This is a genomic window from Streptomyces sp. NBC_01320 (assembly GCF_035974375.1).
Taxonomy (GTDB): domain Bacteria; phylum Actinomycetota; class Actinomycetes; order Streptomycetales; family Streptomycetaceae; genus Streptomyces; species Streptomyces yanii.
Genome location: NZ_CP108390.1, coordinates 3,737,390 through 3,756,490, shown reverse-complemented (window position 1 = coordinate 3,756,490; position 19,101 = coordinate 3,737,390). Strand labels below are relative to the sequence as shown.

The window sequence follows — 19,101 nt, the reverse complement described above, 5'->3', positions numbered from 1 at the left end:
TGTCGGGTGACCTCTGATCGGGCGGCCACGCCCTGGCACGCACGCTTCCCGCGTTGCCGAAATGTCCTAGTAGCTCCTTCCCCAGGCTCTCGGCTTCGTTCGAGCAGGGGAGACCCCATCCGAGGACATCCCGCCGCCTTGGAATCGCACGCACCAGACCGCGTCCGCTATCCGATCGAAGGTCACCCGACAGGCTCTCAGCGCCAAGGACCCGTCACCGCGAATGTCGTCCCCGGTGTGTAGCAGTTCACGAACATCGTCGCGCCGTCCGGCGCGAACGTGACCCCGGCGAACTCGCCCCACTCCGGATTCTCCGCCGTCCCGATGTTCTGCCGGCCGCGCGCCATCGCGTACACCTCGCCGTGCCGCGTCACGCCGAACACATGCTGGGCGCCGTTGCCGTCCTCGCACACCATCAGCCCGCCGTCGGACGTCAGACAGATGTTGTCGGGGGACTCACCGGGCAACTGCACGTCCGTACCCGGACCGAAGACGACCACCAGCGTGAGGCGGCGCCGCTTCGGCTCGTACCGCCACACCTGCCCGAAGTGGTCGGCAGCCGAGCCCGCCGCGCTCTGCGCGAAGCTGGAGACGAAGTAGACCGACGAGCCGCCCCAGTAGCAGCCCTCCAGCTTCTGGGCGTGCGTGATGCCCTTCGGGCCGAAGTCCTGGAACCGGATCGGCGTTCCGGCGGCCTGCGGATCCGGTACGGGAACCCACTCGATCCGGTCGAAGCTCGCACCGGTCTCCTGGATGACCGAGAGGTCGGGGACACCGGGCACCCGCATCGCCTGCAGTTCGCCGCCGGCCCGTAGCGAGCCGGTGCCGCCGAGCGGTTTCTCCGGAAGGAAGCGGTAGAAGAGCCCGAACGGCTTGTCGAACGCGTCCTCCGTCTCGTACACGATCCCGTTGTTCGGATTGATCGCGATCGCCTCGTGCTGGAAGCGGCCCATCGCGGTGAGCGGCACGGCTCCGGTGCGGCGCGGGTCGGCGCCGTCCACTTCGAAGATGAAGCCGTGGTCCTTGGCGTAGCCGTTGGTGCCGGCCCGGTCCTCGGTCTCCTCGCAGGCCAGCCAGGTGTTCCACGGGGTTCGGCCGCCCGCGCAGTTCACCGCCGTGCCGGCGATGGCCACGCGTTCACCGAGGACCGCGCCCCGGCTGTCGAGCTCCAGCGCCGTGCAGCCGCCCTTGCCCATCGGGTCGTAGGTGAGGCCGTCGACGGTCGGGACCGGGATCTTCGCGGTGACCCGGTTCTCGTGGTTGCGGACGAGATGGACGCGGCCTCGGTGGCCGGTGAACGCCGCCATGCCGTCGTGGTTGCTGGGGACCCGGCCCTCGCCGGAGCGGAGCTGGTCGCCCTCCCGGGACAGGACGCGGTAGCGGAACCCCTGCGGCAGATCGAGCAGACCGTCGGGGTCGGGGACCAGCGGACCGTAGCCGCTGTGGCCACGGGCGGCCGCGGTGCCCGCGAAGAGTTCGGAGAAGGCCCCGGCGAAGGCGATCGAGACAGCGGTCGCACCGCTGCCTGCCAGGACCTGGCGTCGTGTTGCGAGTCGTCGAGACGCAGTTGATGACATGAGGCAACTCCCTGCTGGCGGACAGGAGAAGTGACCCGCATGTGTGTACCACGCGTTTCGTCGCGCGGGAACCATGCGGGTCACTGAGCCTCGTGCGCGTCACGGGCCCGCGGGGGCCCGTGGGATCACCCGCGGGGCCGCCCGTGCGGTCAGACGAGCGACGCGGTCAGCGTGATCGTCGTGCCCGTGAGGGCCTGGCTGACCGGGCAGTTCGCCTTGGCGTCCTCGGCGGCCTTGATGAAGCCCGCCTCGTCGAGACCGGGCACCTCGCCCTGCACGGTGAGGTGGATGCCGGTGATGCCGGTGCCGGGCTGGAAAGTGACCTCGGCCTGGGTGTTCAGCCGGGTCGGCGCGTTGCCGGCCGTGGTCAGACCGTTGGACAAGGCCATCGAGAAGCAGCTGGAGTGCGCCGCCGCGATGAGCTCCTCCGGGCTGGTCTTGCCGTTCGCCTTCTCCGCGCGCGACGGCCACGACACCGCGTAGTCCCCGATGCCGGAGGAGTCGAAGGTGACAACGCCCTTGCCCTCGATCAGGTTGCCTTCCCAGACCGTGTGTGCCTGACGCGTGGTTGCCATGCTGGATCCCTTCGGATGGGTGGAGTTACCGCACCCGAACCTACTGCGCCACCAGTCCCTTTGCGTCGCGCGCCAGCGCCGTCAGGCGGGAGATCGCCCGGAAGTACTTCTTCCGGTACCCCCCGTTCAGCATCTCGTCGCTGAACAGCCGGTCGAACGGGAGCCCCGACGCGAGCACCGGGACCTCCCGGTCGTACAACCGGTCGGCGAGCACGACGAGCCGCAGCGCCGTCGACTGGTCCGGCACCGGCTGCACGTCGGTGAGGCAGACCGCCCGGATGCCGTCCGTCAGCGCGCCGTACCGGCTCGGATGGACACGCGCCAGATGGTCGAGCAGCGACGGGAAGTCGTCCAGGCTGGCGCCCTCGGTGGCGTACGCGGCCCTCGTGACCTGCTCGTCGGAGTACGGCGCCGGTGCCTCGGGCAGCCCGCGGTGCCGGTAGTCCTCGCCGTCGATCCGCAGCGGCCGGAAGTGCGAGGACAGCCCCTGGATCTCCCGCAGGAAGTCGGCCGCGGCGAAGCGCCCCTCGCCGAGCTTGCCGGGCAGTGTGTTGGAGGTGGCGGCGAGCGCGACCCCCGCCTCGACCAGCCTGCTGAGCAGCGACGACACCAGAACGGTGTCACCCGGGTCGTCGAGCTCGAACTCGTCGATGCACAGGAGCCGGTGCCCGCTGAGCGTCTGCACGGTCTGCTGGAAGCCCAGCGCGCCCACCAGGTTGGTCAGCTCGACGAAGGTACCGAACGCCTTCAGCGAGGGAGCGGCGGGTGTGGCGTGCCAGAGCGAGGCGAGGAGATGCGTTTTGCCGACGCCGTACCCGCCGTCGAGATAGACACCGCGCGGCCCGGAGGCCGGTGCCGCCTTCCTGCCGAACCGCCACCACCCCTCAGAGGATCCGCTTCGCGCGCTCCCCTTCTTGCCCGCACCCGTCGCGTGCGCCCCGCCGAGCCCGTGCGCGAACTCGTCGAGAACCTTCACCGCGTCGGTCTGGCTGGGCTGGTCGGGATCGGGGACGTACGTGTCGAAGCGCACCGTGTCGAAGCGCGGCGGCGGCACCATCTCGGCGACCAGGCGGTCGGCGGGGACGTGCGGCTCAAGGGCGCACAGGGACAGCGGGGCCGTTTCGGCTATGGGGCTCTGCCCCGGCACGGCGGTGGATGACGACACAGCTCTCAAGCTTAAGCGCCGTGCGAGACTGCACGGATGCGACGCCTCTTCCCTGTGACCGACCCGACACCGGCTGCCGAAGGAGGGGAGTGGAGTCTGGACGAGCTCGCCGACGCCTATGCGTACCCGGCAGGTGACGGCCCCTGGCTGCGCGCCAACATGGTCTCCACACTCGACGGCGCCGCGCAGCACGACGGACGCTCGCAGCCGATCTCGTCCGACACGGACATGCGCATCTTCGGCACGCTGCGCGGGCTGGCCGATGTGGTCGTGGTGGGTGCGGAGACCGTACGGATGGAGGGGTACCGGCCCGCCAGGGCCCGGGACGCCTTCGCCGCGCGGCGGGCGGCGGCCGGGCAGGGACCCGCTCCGGCGATCGCCGTCGTCAGCGGGAGCCTGGACCTGGATTTCTCGCTGCCGCTCTTCGTCTCACCGCTCGTCCCGACCCTCGTGGTCACCGGGGCCGGTGCGCCGCCGGACCGGATCGAGGCGGCCCGGAGCGCGGGGGCCGAGGTGGTGATCGCGGGGGAGGGCTCCCGGGTGGACCCCGCCAGGGTCGTGCGGGAGCTCGCGGACCGCGGGCTGAGGCGGCAGCTGGCGGAGGGCGGGCCCCGGCTGCTCGGTCAGTTCGTGGCCGCCGGGGTGCTGGACGAGCTCTGTCTCACCCTCTCGCCCATGCTGACCGCCGGCGACGCCCAGCGGATCACGGGTGGCCCCTCGGTGGCGGTGCCGGAACGATTCACCCTCGCTTCGATGCTGGAAGAGGCCGGGTTCCTCTTCACTCGGTACCGTCGGATCTGACAATCGGCGGAATTTCCCGTTCCGGTTAGCTTCCGGTGGGCACAATGACTCACGCAGACCCCGTGCGAGTACGGGGAAGGATGGTTTCAGCAGCGGCCGTCGAGGGTCGATGAAGCAGAAGGGCGCCCGAGGTGTTCACCAGCGTTTTGATGATCGAGAAGCCCCTCACTTCCGAGGACGTCGAGTTCGTCACCACCCTGCACGGGGAGGAAGAGACCTCGTTCGTCGTACTGATGCAGCCACGCGGAGACCAGGCCGACGTACTGCTGCGCGCCATCGACGACGTGGCGATCGGCGAGCTGAAGGAAGCCGCCCGCGAGCTCGAGGAGCCGGAGGGCAAGGACGCCAGGCAACCCGCCGAACTGGCACTCGAGGTATCTCTCGCCGCCCTGCGCCAGGCAGGCTCGGAGGCCGTCGGACAGGTGGTCGAGGACCACCCGCTGGACAAGCTGAAGTCCGTCGTCGACGAGGCGGGGGCGGACGAGGTCATCGTGCTGACCGCCCCGCACTACGTGGAGGAGTTCTTCCACCGCGACTGGGCCTCCCGGGCCCGGCACAAGGTCGGCGTACCGGTGCTCAAGCTCTTCGCGCACAGCGAATAGGCTGGGGGCCACTCACAACGACTTCTGGGGAGACACACGCATGGCACCCGGTATTCCTGCCGCCATGGAACGGCCGCACTTCATCGGCATCGGCGGCGCCGGAATGTCGGGCATCGCACAGATCCTCGCCCGGCGCGGCGCGAAGGTCGCGGGCAGCGACGCCAAGGAGTCCGGCACGGCCGAGGCACTGCGGGCGCTGGGTGCGACCGTCCACATCGGGCACGCCGCCGCCCATCTGGCGGACGACGCGTCCTGCGTGGTCGTCTCCAGCGCCATCCGCGCCGACAACCCGGAGCTGCGGCGCGCCGCAGAGCTGTCGATCCCCGTCGTGCACCGCTCCGACGCGCTCGCCTCGCTGATGCAGGGCCTGCGTGCGATCGCCGTCGCGGGCACCCACGGCAAGACGACCACCACGTCGATGCTGGCCGTCGCCCTGTCCGAGCTGGGCCTCGACCCGTCGTACGCCATCGGGGGCGACCTCGCGGGCCCCGGCACGAACGCCAGGCACGGTGAGGGCGACATCTTCGTCGCCGAGGCCGACGAGAGCGACCGCAGCTTCCAGAAGTACGACCCCGAGGTCGCGATCGTCCTCAACGCCGAGCTGGACCACCACGCGAATTACGCCTCGATGGAAGAGATCTACGACTCCTTCGAGACGTTCGTCGGAAAGGTCGTTCCCGGCGGCACCCTGGTCGTCTCCGCCGACCAGTCCGGCGCGGTCGAGCTGACGCGGCGGGTCCGCGACCTGGCGTCGCTCAACATCGTCACGTACGGCGAGTCCGAGACAGCCGACGTACGGGTCCACAAGGTCACCCCGCGCGGTCTGACCAGCGAAGTCACGGTCGTCCTGAACGGCAAGTACCTCACCTTCACGGTGTCCGTCCCCGGCCGCCACTACGCCCTCAACGCGGTCGCCGCTCTCGTCGCCGGTGTCGCGCTGGGCATCCCGGCCCACAACCTGGCCTCCGCCCTCGGCACGTACACCGGCGTCAAGCGCCGCCTCCAGCTCAAGGGCGAGGCGGCGGGAGTCCAGGTCATCGACTCGTACGCACACCACCCCACCGAGATGACCGCCGACCTCGAAGCGATGCGCGGCGCCGCCGCCGACTCGCGCCTCCTGGTCGTCTTCCAGCCCCACCTCTTCTCCCGCACCCAGGAGCTCGGTACGGAGATGGGCCAGGCCCTCGCCCTCGCCGACGCCTCCGTGGTCCTGGACATCTACCCGGCCCGCGAGGACCCGATCCCGGGCATCACCAGCGCCCTGATCATCGACGCGGCGAAGACGGCCGGCGCCGATGTCACCGCAGTCCACGACAAGGCGGCGGTCCCGGAGGTCATCGCGGGAATGGCGAAGCCCGGGGACCTGGTTCTCACCATGGGGGCGGGCGACGTCACAGACCTCGGCCCGCAGATCCTGGACCACCTGTCGAGCTGAGGGAGCGACCGTGTCGTACGACATCGAGAAGCCGGACGAGGAATGGCGCGCGGAGCTGACGCCCGCCGAGTACGCGGTCCTGCGCCAGGCCGGCACCGAACCGGCCTTCGTCGGTGAGTACACCGACACCAGGACGGCCGGCGTCTACTCCTGCCGGGCCTGTGGCGCCGAACTGTTCCGCTCGGACACGAAGTTCGAGTCGCACTGCGGCTGGCCGTCCTTCTTTGATGCACGCAACTCAGACGCGGTGGAACTTGTGTCCGACCATTCACACGGCATGGTCCGCACCGAGGTCCGCTGCGCGAAGTGCGGCTCCCACCTGGGGCATCTCTTCGAAGGCGAGGGCTACCCGACCCCGACGGACCAGCGCTACTGCATCAACTCGATCTCGCTGCGGCTGACGCCGGGCGGGCAGTGACCGTGGTCGACTGACGATGGTCCGGCCGATGCCCGCACAGGGGGCCCTGTGCGGGCATCTTCGCGTTTCATCAAGCCGTGTGTCAGGGGGCGGGAAGAAACGGCGCCAACGTCGCAGCCACCGCAGCGGACCTCAGATAGGGAGCTGCACGGTGGAAGTCGAACGGGGCGATGCTGTCCGTCAGATCGAGATCCACCGACGGGAAGCGTTGCTTGAACGGACGGGGGATCGCGACGATGTCTCCGTGGTCGCTCAGGTTGACCCATCGGCGTACACCGGGCGGGCGTTGCCCGGTGCCGTCTGCCGGGGCCGGTGACAGCCGGTCGAAGACTCCGTGACGCAGGGCCAGCGGGGAGCCGAGTGTCAGGAACAGGTCGATCTCGATCTCCGGGTGGGCGTGGAGGGCCTCGTAGGCGACGACGCTCCCGAGGGAATGGGCGATCACCACGCGGGCCCCCGTGGAGGTGATGGTGCTCGCCACCTCTTCGCGGGCTGCGGCGCGGGCATCGGCGTCATCGAGATAGCGCACCACGTCGCGGAAGAAGGTGGCGATGAACGCGCGGGTCAGGCGGCCGTCGAGACTCAGACTCTCGGAGATCATGGCGACGAGTTGCCGGAGTGGAACGGCCAGCCGACCTTGAGCCGTTGCGGGTGGCGGCAGCTTCAAGTCCAGGGATTCGTCCAGTGATTTGGCCCAGTGAGTAATGCCTTCGGCCAGGTCCGGATGCTCGCGCACCAGAGCTTCGAGGTTGTCGGCACCCTGTGCGACGGGCCTGCCCTGGTGGAGATGGTGGGCGTAGTAGGAGTAGGTGACGGGGAGGTGCTCAGCGGTAGTGCCGAGGCCGACTGCGAGGTCCTTGGCCCAGACTGCCGAGCGCGCGGTGATGATCTCTCCCGGCGGAACGGCGGAGAGGAAGTGGCCCACGCCGTGTACGGCGACCATGGCAGTCATCGGAGGGTCGTCCTTCGGTCAGAGGTTGGCTCCGGGTACGGGAGGCGTCGGCCGTCCGGTGCAAGGTGGACGATGTCGGGACCGACCCCTATGTACAGGGCGCCGTCAGGAGCGACGACGATGGCGAACACGGTGTCGGGGAACCAGAAGACGTCGACCTGGCTGCCGCTTCTCAGGTCCCACAGACGTAGGGAGCGGTCGAGCCCGCCGGTGAAGAGGTGAGGGCGGCCGTCGAGGAGAACCGGTGCCGAGGTGAAGACCGCTCGGGTGTGGCCGTTCAGCGTGAACGTCCGTGTGGCATCGAGAGTGGTTACGCGTACCTCACCTTGGGCGTCACCGCTGGCGACGTAGGTCAGCCCGTCGATGTCCAGGGCGGCGACGGTGTGGACGGCGGTGGGGTGCCGGGTGAGGAGTTGTGGTCGCGGTGCACCCAGGAGGTGTGCGGACCGGACTTTGCCGGAGCCGTACCCAGCGAGGACGTGGGTGGGGGTGGCAGCCAGGCACAGGCATCGCTCAGCCATGGCCGAGGCGTGCACGACGCGTTCCACCTCTCGCGCCCATGACGGGTCAGAGATGTCGCCTTCCGGCAATACCGGTTCGGAGGGTGACAGCAGGGTTCGTTCAGCGCCTTCTGCCCAGGCAGGGTCACTGGAGTCGACGTCCGGTGACGGGGTCGCCCGGTTCACATGGGCGGCGTTCGACATCAAGACCTCGCCGCGGCCGGTTGCGTGGATGACGTAGCTGGTTCCACGTACTTCGGTGGTCGTGATTGCGGACGCGTCTCCAACGCCAAGACCTTCCTCAAGGTCCTCATCCGTCGTGTTCGTGTCCCACAGGGTGACCCCGTTGTATATGCACGAGGCGAGGACGCGCGGGTGTTCGCCGGTTTCTACGAGCGCGATTCCGGTGGCTGCGTCGGGCATCGGGTAGTCCGCCTGGTGCCAGAGGGCGACCCGCCGTTCGATACCACCGTCTGCCAACCACAAGACCATCGTTCCGTCCTTGCTGCACGAGATCAAACGGCCGTCGGGAAGGGCGGCCAGCGCGTTGATGGCGTGGGTGTGACCGGAGTAGCGTTGCGGCACCTCCCGCCTGGAGGCGTCTGTGACACGGACAGTCCCACCATTGCCTGCGGTGAGGATGCGAGTTCGATCGGGCCCGCACACCACGGCGATCCGGGTGATCGCCGTGGTGTGGCTGGCGACCTGCCGTCGGCGGCCGTTACCAAAAGTCGGGTTCAGCCGGGCGACACCGTCTGCGCTCGCACTGAGGATGTACGTGGCGTCGGCCAGTGGCACGGCAGCGAGATCGGTTACGGCGTCGGCATGAGGGTGGTCCTCGTTGAGGAGCTCAAGGCCCTCGTCGGTACCGACCCAAATGATTCCGTCCCGATCTCCTGCCACTGGTTCGGGGCCCTCTCCCAGGTCGAGATAGCGATAGCACGACATCCGTGCAGGGTTGTTGTGCGGTAGATCGACCTCTTCGCCGTCAATGCTCAGGACCTTGACCCAGTCGTCGTAGCAGGCAACGACACAGTCGCCCTTACCGTCGACCGGTACGCGGGACAATTGCCATACACGGCCATTGACGGCCGTCAACTCGGTGGTGGCCAGCGGTTCTCCGGTAGCGATTTCCCAGTAGCGGATCGTCCGGTCCTCTCCCGCGCTGGCCACTGCAGGTATCCCCTCGTACTGCAGGCCCGCCATGGACCAGATCGGCCCGCGATGTGCTTGGGCCGTCCAGAGGAGTTGGCCCGTGGACAGGTCCCACCCCCGCAGTTCGCCGCTGTCGCAGCCGGTCACGGCGAGCTGCGTGCTGTCGTCGACCGCCCCGGCGACCACACCGCCCACCGGAGAGCCTCGGTGATCCAGTTCGAGCGTCGTCGCCGCCGAGTCGAGGTCCCACAATCGGGCTGTGCCGTCCTGTCCGGCGGTAAGCGCGTGGGGCCGCCCGTTCATCTCAAGGGTCTTCAGGTCCCAGATCTTGCCGCGGTGACCGGTCAGTGTCGTCAGGAGGCCGGAGTGGAGCGACCGCCCAGCGGTCCAGAGAATGTGACGTCCTGCATCCCGTGCGAGGTCGGCGGCCAGGCGCCACTGCTGGTGCCGGGCCGCGTCGACGGCGAGGATGTCGCGGCGCTGCTCGGGCGGACTGTCGTGGTGGGCGCCGTACGAGGTCAGATAGACGGCTCCGTGCGGGCCGTGTTCACCGTGGTACAGCTCCTCTGCCAGTGGTGCAGGCGCCGCGTGGACTAGGTAGTCGCCGTCTTCGAGGAGTTCGCCGAGCTTGCCGGCGAGCGCGCTGTGGCGGGCGGCGTGCTGCAGCAGGTACGGCTCCGCGCTTTCCCACCGACGCCGGCCGGAGCTGCTCGTGCCCACGGTTGCGAGGAGGCGCTCCCAGACGGTGGACGCGTCCAGGACGGGGCGTTCGCGGAGGCGGTCGGCAAGACCTTGGTGGAAGAGCCGGTAGAGCGGTGTGCCTTCGCCGTCGACGTTGCGGCGGATGTAGAAGCGCGCGGCCCGCAGCAGTTCATCGGTGGTCGCCCGATCTTCTGCGGACAGTTCTGGTCCGGGGTTCGCCACGTGGGTCAGGAGGTCCTCGGGCATCCCCGCGCCCTCGGCCCAGGCCAGTGCGGCCAGCAACTCGTGAAGGCCGGGCCGGGGATCCCGGCGTAGGTGAAGGTCGAGAACCGCGTCGAGGCTATGGGGTACGGCACCGCCCAGTTCTGCGGCTTGAGCCGTCGTCCCAGGTGGTGTCCCCTGTTCCTGGAGGATCCGCAGGTAGAGCCCGGCGACGAGGAACTCGCCCCACTCGCGTGCCCCTCTCAACAAGGTGTCGGCCAGCGCGTTGCCCAGACCCTCGGCAGTCGGGAGCGAACACCATGGAGCTGTTCCGGGCACCAGTGGACGCAGCACACGTCGTACGAACTGGACCAGGTCCTTGCGGAGCCGTGAGGGCGGCACCCTGTCCAGGTCTGTCAGCCCACCCTGCGCACGCGCCGTTTCGATGAGTGGCCGCGGTGCCGCCTCCGGACGTGTCGCGACGAGCATCCTGCACAGCGGCCTCCGGTCCGTTCGCAGTCCGGAGGCCAGCGGCAGCAGCACGGTGCTCACGAGATCGGCCGGATACTCGGCTTCATCCACTGCGTCCATGACGAGGCAAGGCGGTTCGGGCTCGGCCCGCAGCGCGGTGATGAGCTGGTCCGTCGTCCATGTCGTGGCAGGGTCGGGGGCGTCGAGTCTCCACTGGGCGGCGAGCGAGTCACGAATCTCCTGTACGGTGCGTCGCCGTGCGTGCACGATCGCGAGACCGTCGGTGGCTTCGGGTATGTCGCCCCCTGAGGGTTGCCACAACTGCTCGGTGACCTCGTGAAGTACAGGATGTGCGGCGCACACGAAGGTACCCATCAGAGCGGACTTGCCGACTCCGGGTACGCCGGTGACGACGCGCAACGAGGGTCCCCGGCCTTCGAGCCACCCTGCCAGTTCCCGCAGTTCATCGCTCCGGCCCGTGAAGGACGGGGCTCCGAGGTCACCGAAGGCGCTGTCGGCGCCATGGGCCCGGATCACGAAGTGGCGGGCGTCGGCCACTTCATCGAGAAGCCTGTACACGGCAGGATCCACGCCGGCGATCCGGTGTGTGCGGGCCGGCTCGTATCCAGGATTGGGGAAGAACTTCAGGTGGGGGAGATCCGCACCGACCGGGGCCAGTGGCCGTTCGACGGTTTGCTCGTGCCCGGCCGTGCTCCGGGACTCCACATGGCGGGCTACCTCGCGGCAGAACCTACCGATCGGGATGTACGGCATCGACGCGTCGAGCTTCAGAGCTCCGGAGGCGAATCCGCTGAGTACTTCGTTGACGGCGACACTCAGACGGCCGTCGTAGGCGCTCTGGTCAGAGTGGCAGGCGGCGATCACCCAGACGCGACGGCGTTCCGGCCGGACCAGCGACCGCAGGTGCTCGGTCACCACCGCCCCGGAGTGGCACAGGTCGAGGATGAGAAGAACGGCCGGAACGCCCGTGCCGTCCGCTGCCCGGGCCTCCGCCATGTTGACCCAGCGGGTGAGCGGCTCGGTGAGATGGCCGTCTCCGCCTACTGCCTGTATGTCGTAGCCGTTGCACATGGGCTCCCCATGTGCAAGGAGATGGATGACGGTGAAGTCGGCCTTGCTCCTGACCGCGTGCGTGAGCGCATCCTCCAACGCGGCGGCAGTGGACACGGGGTCGTGTTCGGGCTCCAAGAGAACGTAGCCGTACTGCTTCTCCAGCGTCTCGCGCACCCGTCGCGTGTGCGAGTCCGCAAAGTGGAGCGGTTGCCACGGCGGGGGCGAATCCTCGGCGGGGTCCACGGCCGGTCCTTCGACCCCGACCACCAACGCCTGATGCCGCATTGCACATCCCGCCCCGTCAACTCCCGCGCACGTTCGATGCATTGTGCCAGCTGAAGGCGGCTTCGAGACGGAATCCATCGGAGCTGGATCACTCCGGCCGCTTCGGGCCCTCCACCGCTGGAGAGGTAGGGCCACGGCTGGCTCCGAACGTGAGTTGAACCCCCGTAATACGCGTCATACGATAACGGTATGGCGAAGATGCGGATCAGTATCAGTCTTGAGCAGGAGCAGGCCGAGCGGATCAGGCAGCACGCGGAGCGGGCCGGTTTGGATGTCTCGGCCTATCTGGTACATGCCGCGACGTGGCAGATGGCTGAGAGTGATGCCATAGAGGAGCAGTTCGCCGGGGTGGACGCGCTGATCGCCGGGGCGGAGAGGGAGGCTGGTGAAATGACCGGCGAGTCTGCTGCGGAGCCGGTGGAGCTGACGGAGCAGGAGCGCAGGGAGATCGAGGAGGCCCTCGGTCTGGTTCATGGCCGGGACCGCCAGGGGCGCCGTCCTGGGCACGCCGCGTGAGCGCTCGGGTGCCGGTCTACGACTCCGGCATGCTCATCGCGCTCGCTGACCGCAAGGCGAAGGCGGTGGCGCTCCACGAAGGGCTGCGGACCGCCCCGCACCGGGCGCTGGTCCTCGGGCCGGTTCTCGCGCAGGTGTGGCGGCCGCGTCCGGCGCTGGTGCACTCCCTGTCCGGGGTGCTCAAGGACTGTGTCGTACCGCAGGCCCGTACGTCCGAACCGCCGATGCGCGAGACGAAAGCGGGCCGCCCGGAGTGTCTGGCCTGCGCGACCGGTCCGGATCTGGCCGACTGGCGGCGTATCGGTACCGCCTTGGGGCAGGCGGTGCTGCCGCCGAAGAAGCGACCGGACGCCGTGGATGCATGGGTGGTGCTTGCTGCGGCCCGGCACGGCAGTGCGGTCATTTTCACCAGTGACCCGGACGACATGCGGGCATACCTGGAGGTCCTGGCGCCGACGGACGTGCACATCGTTCCGGTGTGAGTGTGACTGTAGAAGGCTCTTGTGACTCATGGGGTGACAGAGGTGCGGGTGGCCGTCCTTCTACGACCCGAAGGACTCCGACGCGGTCGAACTGATCCAGGACCGCAGCCACGGCATGGTCCGCACCGAGGTCCGCTGCGCCCGCTGCGGCTCGCACCTGGGCCATGTCTTCGAGGGCGAGGGCTACCCCACGCCGACCGACCAGCGGTACTGCATCAACTCGATCTCGCTGCGCCTGGCACCGGACGAGGGCTAGGGGACCCGCAGGCCCGAGTCCTGTCCGGTCGATCTTCGTGGATCAGACTGCGGCGTCCGGTGCGGTGCATCGCAAGGCGGAGGATCGTCCTCGTACTGGGCGTACTTGGGCGACTGAAGACAACGCGGCGAGGTGCCGTGCCGGACGCCGCGGGCCCACGAAGATCGGCCGGACAGGGCCTGGTCTCGACCTTCCTACTCACTGGGTGGCGACCGCTCCGGCCACGGGGCCGCGGGAAGATCCGAGCGCGACCCGTCAGCGACACCGGCGGGCGTTGAGCCGGGCGGCCTGGCGCGTCAGGTAATCGCGCTCGGCGAGGTTGGGTGCCTTGTGGGCCGCCTCGGCGTACAGCCGTGCCGCCAGCGCCAGGTCGCCGCCGCGCTCGTGGAGGTACGCCGCCACCGCGGCGTGGCGGGGCAGTGAGTCGTTCAGCGCCGCGAGCGCCGCCAGCCCGGCGCGCGGTCCGTCGGCCTCGCCGACGGCCACTGCGCGGTTGAGCCGGACGACCGGGCCGTCGGTCAGGCGCGCGAGTTCGTCGTACCACTCGACGATCTGCACCCAGTCGGTCTCCTCGGCGGTGGGCGCGTCGGCGTGGAGTGCCGCGATGGCGGCCTGGGCCTGGAACTCGCCCAGCCGGTCGCGGGCGAGGGCCGCCTGCAGGATCTCGACGCCCTCGGCGATCGAGTCGGTGTCCCACCGGCCGCGGTCCTGCTCGGCGAGCGGCACCAGGCTGCCGTCGGGCGCGGTCCGGGTGGCGCGCCGGGCGTGGTGGAGCAGCATGAGGGCGAGCAGCCCCGCCACCTCGGGGTGGTCGATCGCGGCCGCGAGCTGCCGGGTGAGCCGGATGGACTCGGCGGCGAGGTCGATGTCGCCGGAGTAGCCCTCGTTGAAGACCAGGTAGAGGACGCGCAGCACGGTGGCGACGTTGCCGGGCTGGTCGAACCGCACGCCGGAGACGGTGCGCTTGGCACGGCTGATGCGCTGCGCCATGGTCGCCTCGGGCACCAGGTAGGCCTGGGCGATCTGGCGGGTGGTCAGCCCGCCGACGGCGCGCAGTGTGAGCGCGACCGCGGACGACGGCGTCAGTGACGGGTGGGCGCACAGGAAATAGAGCTGGAGCGTGTCGTCCATCGCGGGCGCGGGCCCGGGCGCCGGCTCCTCGTCGACGAGGTCCTCACGCCGGCGGCGGGCGGCGTCCGCCCGGGTCGCGTCGAGGAACCGGCGCCAGGCCACGGTGACCAGCCAGCCCTTCGGATCCCGCGGAGGGTCGGCCGGCCAGACGCGGACCGCCTCGACCAGCGCGTCCTGCACGGCGTCCTCGGCCGCCGCGAAGTCGGCTCCGCGGCGGACGAGGATCCCGAGCACGCTCGGCGTGAGGCTCCGGAGCAGGGCCTCGTTCATCGGGGAGGTCACTCAGTGATGGTGGGCGGGCAGGCCAGGAACGGGCGCACTTCGAGCCACTCGTGGATCGGCTTGCCGCCCGCACCGGGGGCGGCCGACAGCTCCCCGGCCAGTTCGACGGCGCGCTCGTAGCTGTCGACGTCGATCACCATCCAGCCGGCGATGACGTCCTTGGTCTCGGCGAACGGTCCGTCGGTGACCGGCGGGCGCCCCTCACCGTCGTACCGGACGAACGTCCCCTCGGGGGCGAGCGCCTGACTGTCGACGAACTCGCCCGTCTTCTCGAGCCGGGCCGCGAAGTCGTTCATGTACTGCACGTGCGCCGAGATCTCCTCCGGTGTCCACCGGTCCATGGGCACGTCGTTGACCGCAGTCGGGGCGCCTCGGTAGTGCTTGAGCAGCAAGTACTTGGCCATCGTGTTTCTCCTCGGTGCTGGTGCGACCCATTGTGGTCGCGTTCACCGCGGGGACGGAGCCAGTCACGGGTTCTCGACATCGCCGTCCGAATTCTTTTTGGCTTTCGTCAGGCTCGCTGGAAGTCGGCGAGCCGCGTTCACCCCGTCCCACGGACCCCGACCGACCAGCGGTACCGCATCGACTCGATCTCGCCGCGCCTGGTACCGGACGAGGGCTGACCCCCTCCGAACAGGCGGGGTACGGCTGCGGGAGCAGGTCTGCCCGCCGCCGGTCAGTCGTCCTCGGTGTTCTCGGGGCGCAGCAGCGGGTGGGCGACGCCGGGAAACACCCGTGCCCTGACCACCGGCTCGGCCGCCCCGCCCTGGACCACCGTCTCGGCGACACCCCAGGGGCGGCCGCGCAGGACGACGGTCAGCGTGTACGAGGACGAGCACCCCATGCAGTCGTACCGGTCGGCCCAGGTCTCCACATCCGTGACGCTGCCGGGGTAGCGCGCCACGTGCCGGTGCCGGGCATGGCAGCGGGCGCACGTCTCGCCGGGCTCGCAGGTCCCGCCGCAGGGGCACGGCACGTCGAGCGAGTCCGCCGGGCGCCAGCGCTGCGTGAGGACGGCGTCACGGGTGGCGCCCATGTCCTTCATCGCCTTCAGATTGCGGGCGGCGACGTTGTACGACTCGCCGGTGGCGGCCATCCGGTCGCGGATGACGTCTTTGCGTCCGCGGTTCGTCGTCATCGGTTCCTCATCTGTTCCTACGGGGGTCACGCAGCCCGCAAGGAGGTCCACGAGATCGGCAGGGCTCCACGGTACCCGGCGCCCCGGGCGGTCCGTGCCAGCCGCCCGGCCAGGAGCGGACGCTCAGGACGGGGACGGTTCGGGGGTGAGCGCCTCACGGCCGATCCTGCTGCCCTTGCGGCATCCCACCGATCGACCGTGGTGGCGCTGCCTGCGGCGGCTTGATCGCAAGCCGATGCCGCAGGTGTCCGGACCGCCGGACACAAGATGTACCGGGCAGGCTCTCATGCCCCGTCGCCCGGAACTCCGTACAATTTGATCCCGAACGATATCGTCGATCCAACGCGTCGCAATGGCGTCGAAGGAGTGTGCTTGTGCCCGGCCAACGATCCATCACCGAAGCCGAGAAGCTGGCAGGCGCGAAGCTGGGCGGCATTCCGGTCCGGCACGAGCAGATGGCCGTGGTGGCCAATATCTACCGCGCGGCCTCCGCGGTCCGGCAGCACCTGGAGAACTCGGTGCTGCGCGGCTCCGAGCTGACCTGGACGGCGTTCGTCGTGCTGTGGGTGGTGTGGATCTGGGGCGAGTCCGAGACGCGGCACGTGGCGGAGGAGGCGGGCATCTCCAAGGGGACCCTCACCGGGGTTTCGCGCACTCTGGAGGCGCGGGGGCTGGTGCGGCGGTCCGGGCATCCCACCGATGGGAGGCTGGTGCTGCTCAGCCTCACGGACGAGGGCGAGGAGCTCATGCAACGCGTGTTTCCCCAGTTCAACGAAGAGGAGGCATTTGTCACCGAGCAGCTCAGCGACGAGGAGTGCCGCAGCGTCGCGGACGGGCTGCGGCGGGTCGTGCTCCAGGTCGAGGAGCAGGGCGAGGAGCGTCGCCTCGCCCTGCTGGACGGCGCGGAACCCGCGCCGCGCCGCAGCGGACGCCGCCCCAAGGCGTGAACCAGGGCTCGTGAACCAGGGCTCGTGAACCAAGGCTGAAGCCGGGTCCGCGGGGAGGCCTCACGGTGATGTCAGCGGCGGCCGCGGGCGGCGCGGACGAGGGCGTCGAAGAGCCCCTGCTGGGCCGGGTCCTGGTGGGCGGTGTCCTCGGGGTGCCACTGCACGGCGGCGAACCAGCCGTGCAGGCCCGGGAGTTCGAGGGCTTCCACGGTCCCGTCGACGGCGCGGGCGGCGACCGTGAGGCCGACACCGGTACGGTCCACCCGCTGGTGGTGGTAGCAGGACGCCTCCACCTTCTCGGCCCCGGTGGCCTGCCCCAGGAGCGAGCCGCGCTGGATTGCCACCGGGTGCACGACGTGGCGGTGCTCGCGCTGCGGGCCGCCCATGTCCTGCTCCAGGGTGCCACCCAGGGCGACGTTGACGACCTGCAGGCCGCGGCAGACCGCGAGCGTCGGCAGGCCCGCGTCCAGGGCTTGGCGGGCGACTTCCAGGTCGAAGCCGTCCTGTTCGTCGTCCACGTCGTAGACGCTGTCGTGGGCCTCGCCATCGCTGTAGCGGTGCGGGGCGAGGTCGCCGCCGCCGGGGAGCAGGATGCCGTCGAAGCGGGTGAGCCGGGCGGCCACCTCGGCGGGGTCGGCGGTGCCGCCGGGCGCGTGCGGGTGGATGGTTGCGGGTTCGCCGCCCGCCCGCCACACCGCGTCGACGAGCGCCCGGGCGTTGACCTCGGCGGCGTACCGCAGGGCGGAGGTGGACGCGGAGAAACGGGCCGGAATGGCGATGAGCGGTCTCACAGCTGGATCCAGGTGGTCTTGAGTTCGGTGTACTTCTCCAGGGCGTGCGCGGACTTGTCGCGGCCGTTGCCGGACTGCTTCATCCCGCCGAAGGGCACGGTCAGTTCGCCCTCCTCGTAGCAGTTGACCCAGACCGTCCCGGCCTTCAGGGCGCGGGAGACCCGGTGCGCGGTGGACAGGTCGGACGTCCACAGCCCGGCCGCGAGACCGTACTCGGTGGCGTTGGCGAGCGCGACGGCCTCGTCGAGGTCCTCGAAGGTGAGGACGGACAGCACCGGGCCGAAGATCTCCTCCCGGGCCAGCCGCATGCCGGGGTCCACCCGGTCGAAGACGGTGGGCCGCAGGAAGCTGCCCCCGGACTCGGCCAGTGTGCGGTCGCCGCCGGTCCGCAGCCGGGCGCCCTCGTGGAGGCCGGTCCCGATGTGGTCCCGTACGCGCTCCAGGTGTCCCTCGCCGACCAGCGCGCCCATCTCGGTGGCGGGGTCGAGGGGGTCACCGACGCGCAGTTTCCGCGCGCGCTCCACGATGGCCTCGGTGACGCGTTCGGCGACGGAGGAGTGGACGAGCAGTCGCGAGGGTGCCGTGCACATCTCGCCCTGGTTGAAGAAGATGCCCCAGGCGGCGGTGGCCGCTGCCTTCTCCAGGTCGGGGGCGTCCGGGAGGATGATGTTGGGCGACTTGCCGCCCAACTCCAGCCAGACACGCTTGAGATTGGAGTCGGCGGCGTAGCGCAGGAAGTGCCGTCCCACGGCGGTCGACCCCGTGAAGGCCAGGACGTCCACGTCGGGGTGCAGGCCGATCGCCCGCCCAGCGGTGGGGCCGTCGCCGGTGACGACGTTCAGGACACCCGGCGGCAGTCCGGCCTCGGTTGCGAGGCGGCCCAACAGCAGGGCGGACAGCGGGGAGTTCTCGGAGGGCTTCAGTACGACGGTGCAGCCGGCCGCGAGTGCGGGCGCGACCTTCCAGGAGGCGAGCGTCAGGGGGAAGTTCCACGGCACCACCGCGCCGACGACGCCCGCCGGCTCCCGGGTGACGAGCGCGAGCGCGTCCGGGGCGGTGTGGGGGGACTCGTCGGTCACCTTGTCGGCCAGTTGTCCGTACCAGCGGAAGGTGTTGATCGCGGCGCGCAGCTCGATGGCATACGCGTCCGTGATGGGCTTGCCCATCTCCAGACTGATGGTGAGCGCGAGCCGGTCGCGCTGCTCCTCCAGCAGATCGGCGATCCGCAGCAGCGCCCGGCCGCGGTCGGCGGGCGCCATGCGCGGCCAGGGGCCGGAGTCGAAGGCCCGGCGGGCGGCGGCCACGGCCGCGTCCACCTCCGCGTGGCCTCCGTCGGCGACCTGGGTCAGCACCTGGCCGTTGCGTGGAGAGACGACGGTGTAGCTCCCACCGCCACCGGGTTCGTCGGCGCCGTCGATGTGGTGGACCCCGGACAGTTCCAGCTCCTCGGCTCGGCGCAGCCACTCCTCATGGGTGACATCCAGCATGGGTGGCCTCCAGGTCCCATCCAATACATTTGGGTTCAAACGATATGGCCGAGCGCGGCCCCTCGCAAGGGTTCCCGGGAGGCGGGTTCCACGTATCATTTGGATCCATACGATTGACCGGTCGGGGTGATCCGGCGGGTCCATGGACAGAGGAACGG

The 19,101-nt window shown here is 69.8% G+C and carries 17 protein-coding genes and 1 pseudogene; 8 read left to right on the top strand and 10 right to left on the bottom strand.

The genetic code is table 11. From position 1 onward, the window contains the following. Positions 1 to 197 precede the first annotated feature (197 nt). The 3 genes from OG395_RS17190 to zapE all read right to left on the bottom strand — a co-directional run bounded on the left by OG395_RS17190 (position 198) and on the right by zapE (position 3,317). Positions 198 to 1,577, bottom strand: coding sequence for an alkaline phosphatase PhoX (locus OG395_RS17190; RefSeq protein ID WP_327243745.1), 1,380 nt, complete (start codon positions 1,575 to 1,577; stop codon positions 198 to 200). Positions 1,578 to 1,726: 149 nt separating this feature from the next. Continuing rightward, entirely contained in the window at positions 1,727 to 2,152 is a 426-nt protein-coding gene (locus OG395_RS17185) for an OsmC family protein (protein ID WP_326792858.1), read from the bottom strand. Between the two features lie 40 nt (positions 2,153 to 2,192). Continuing rightward, positions 2,193 to 3,317, bottom strand: a complete 1,125-nt coding sequence (gene zapE / locus OG395_RS17180) for a cell division protein ZapE (protein ID WP_327243744.1) — start codon at positions 3,315 to 3,317, stop codon at positions 2,193 to 2,195. A 36-nt stretch (positions 3,318 to 3,353) separates the two neighbouring features. Between zapE and OG395_RS17175 the strand changes: the two genes are divergently transcribed. The 4 genes from OG395_RS17175 (at position 3,354) to msrB (ending at position 6,573) form a co-directional block, all read left to right on the top strand. Beyond that, positions 3,354 to 4,118, top strand: a complete 765-nt coding sequence (locus OG395_RS17175) for a pyrimidine reductase family protein (RefSeq protein WP_327243743.1) — start codon at positions 3,354 to 3,356, stop codon at positions 4,116 to 4,118. Between the two features lie 149 nt (positions 4,119 to 4,267). Then, positions 4,268 to 4,720: an indole-3-glycerol phosphate synthase gene (locus OG395_RS17170; RefSeq protein WP_266980219.1), complete on the top strand. Its 453-nt coding sequence runs from the start codon at positions 4,268 to 4,270 to the stop codon at positions 4,718 to 4,720. Between the two features lie 40 nt (positions 4,721 to 4,760). After that, positions 4,761 to 6,155: a UDP-N-acetylmuramate--L-alanine ligase gene (gene murC, locus OG395_RS17165; RefSeq protein ID WP_327243742.1), complete on the top strand. Its 1,395-nt coding sequence runs from the start codon at positions 4,761 to 4,763 to the stop codon at positions 6,153 to 6,155. 10 nt (positions 6,156 to 6,165) lie between these two features. Further along, complete coding sequence (gene msrB / locus OG395_RS17160) at positions 6,166 to 6,573, top strand: peptide-methionine (R)-S-oxide reductase MsrB (RefSeq protein WP_327243741.1); 408 nt, start codon at positions 6,166 to 6,168, stop codon at positions 6,571 to 6,573. An 82-nt stretch (positions 6,574 to 6,655) separates the two neighbouring features. On the opposite strand, the gene OG395_RS17155 is transcribed toward msrB, so the two are convergent. Further along, positions 6,656 to 7,525 carry a hypothetical protein gene (locus tag OG395_RS17155; RefSeq protein ID WP_327243740.1) on the bottom strand — a complete coding sequence of 290 codons (870 nt, stop codon included), beginning with the start codon at positions 7,523 to 7,525 and terminating at the stop codon, positions 6,656 to 6,658. After that, the gene (locus OG395_RS17150) at positions 7,522 to 11,871 is read right to left on the bottom strand and encodes a hypothetical protein (RefSeq protein WP_327243739.1); all 4,350 of its coding nucleotides are present in this window, start codon (positions 11,869 to 11,871) and stop codon (positions 7,522 to 7,524) included. The genes OG395_RS17155 and OG395_RS17150 overlap by 4 nt, the downstream gene beginning before the upstream one ends. Before the next feature lie 231 nt (positions 11,872 to 12,102). On the opposite strand from OG395_RS17150, the gene OG395_RS17145 reads away from it, so the two are divergent. From OG395_RS17145 to OG395_RS17135, 3 genes and pseudogenes are all read left to right on the top strand, one after another. Beyond that, positions 12,103 to 12,429, top strand: coding sequence for a ribbon-helix-helix protein, CopG family (locus OG395_RS17145; protein ID WP_327243738.1), 327 nt, complete (start codon positions 12,103 to 12,105; stop codon positions 12,427 to 12,429). After that, a complete protein-coding gene (locus OG395_RS17140; RefSeq protein ID WP_327243737.1) occupies positions 12,426 to 12,911 on the top strand; it encodes a hypothetical protein in 486 nt (161 codons plus the stop codon). Before OG395_RS17145 ends, OG395_RS17140 begins: the two co-directional genes overlap by 4 nt. Positions 12,912 to 12,954: 43 nt before the next feature. Continuing rightward, positions 12,955 to 13,167: pseudogene (locus OG395_RS17135) on the top strand (peptide-methionine (R)-S-oxide reductase); the annotation flags it as partial. Positions 13,168 to 13,422: 255 nt separating this feature from the next. On the opposite strand, the gene OG395_RS17130 reads toward OG395_RS17135, so the two are convergent. The 3 genes from OG395_RS17130 to OG395_RS17120 all read right to left on the bottom strand — a co-directional run bounded on the left by OG395_RS17130 (position 13,423) and on the right by OG395_RS17120 (position 15,718). Then, positions 13,423 to 14,568 (bottom strand): RNA polymerase sigma factor, encoded by a 1,146-nt coding sequence (locus OG395_RS17130; RefSeq protein WP_327249365.1) that lies wholly within the window; start codon positions 14,566 to 14,568, stop codon positions 13,423 to 13,425. Positions 14,569 to 14,576: 8 nt separating this feature from the next. Further along, complete coding sequence (locus tag OG395_RS17125; RefSeq protein ID WP_327243736.1) at positions 14,577 to 14,984, bottom strand: YciI family protein; 408 nt, start codon at positions 14,982 to 14,984, stop codon at positions 14,577 to 14,579. Positions 14,985 to 15,256: 272 nt separating this feature from the next. After that, a complete protein-coding gene (locus OG395_RS17120) occupies positions 15,257 to 15,718 on the bottom strand; it encodes a hypothetical protein (RefSeq protein WP_327243735.1) in 462 nt (153 codons plus the stop codon). Positions 15,719 to 16,092: 374 nt separating this feature from the next. Between OG395_RS17120 and OG395_RS17115 the strand changes: the two genes are divergently transcribed. Next, a complete protein-coding gene (locus OG395_RS17115) occupies positions 16,093 to 16,665 on the top strand; it encodes a MarR family winged helix-turn-helix transcriptional regulator (protein WP_327243734.1) in 573 nt (190 codons plus the stop codon). A 71-nt stretch (positions 16,666 to 16,736) separates the two neighbouring features. On the opposite strand, the gene OG395_RS17110 is transcribed toward OG395_RS17115, so the two are convergent. Further along, a complete protein-coding gene (locus tag OG395_RS17110) occupies positions 16,737 to 17,468 on the bottom strand; it encodes a gamma-glutamyl-gamma-aminobutyrate hydrolase family protein (RefSeq protein ID WP_442818757.1) in 732 nt (243 codons plus the stop codon). After that, a complete protein-coding gene (locus OG395_RS17105) occupies positions 17,453 to 18,943 on the bottom strand; it encodes an aldehyde dehydrogenase (protein WP_327243732.1) in 1,491 nt (496 codons plus the stop codon). The genes OG395_RS17110 and OG395_RS17105 overlap by 16 nt, the downstream gene beginning before the upstream one ends. Positions 18,944 to 19,101 lie beyond the last annotated feature (158 nt).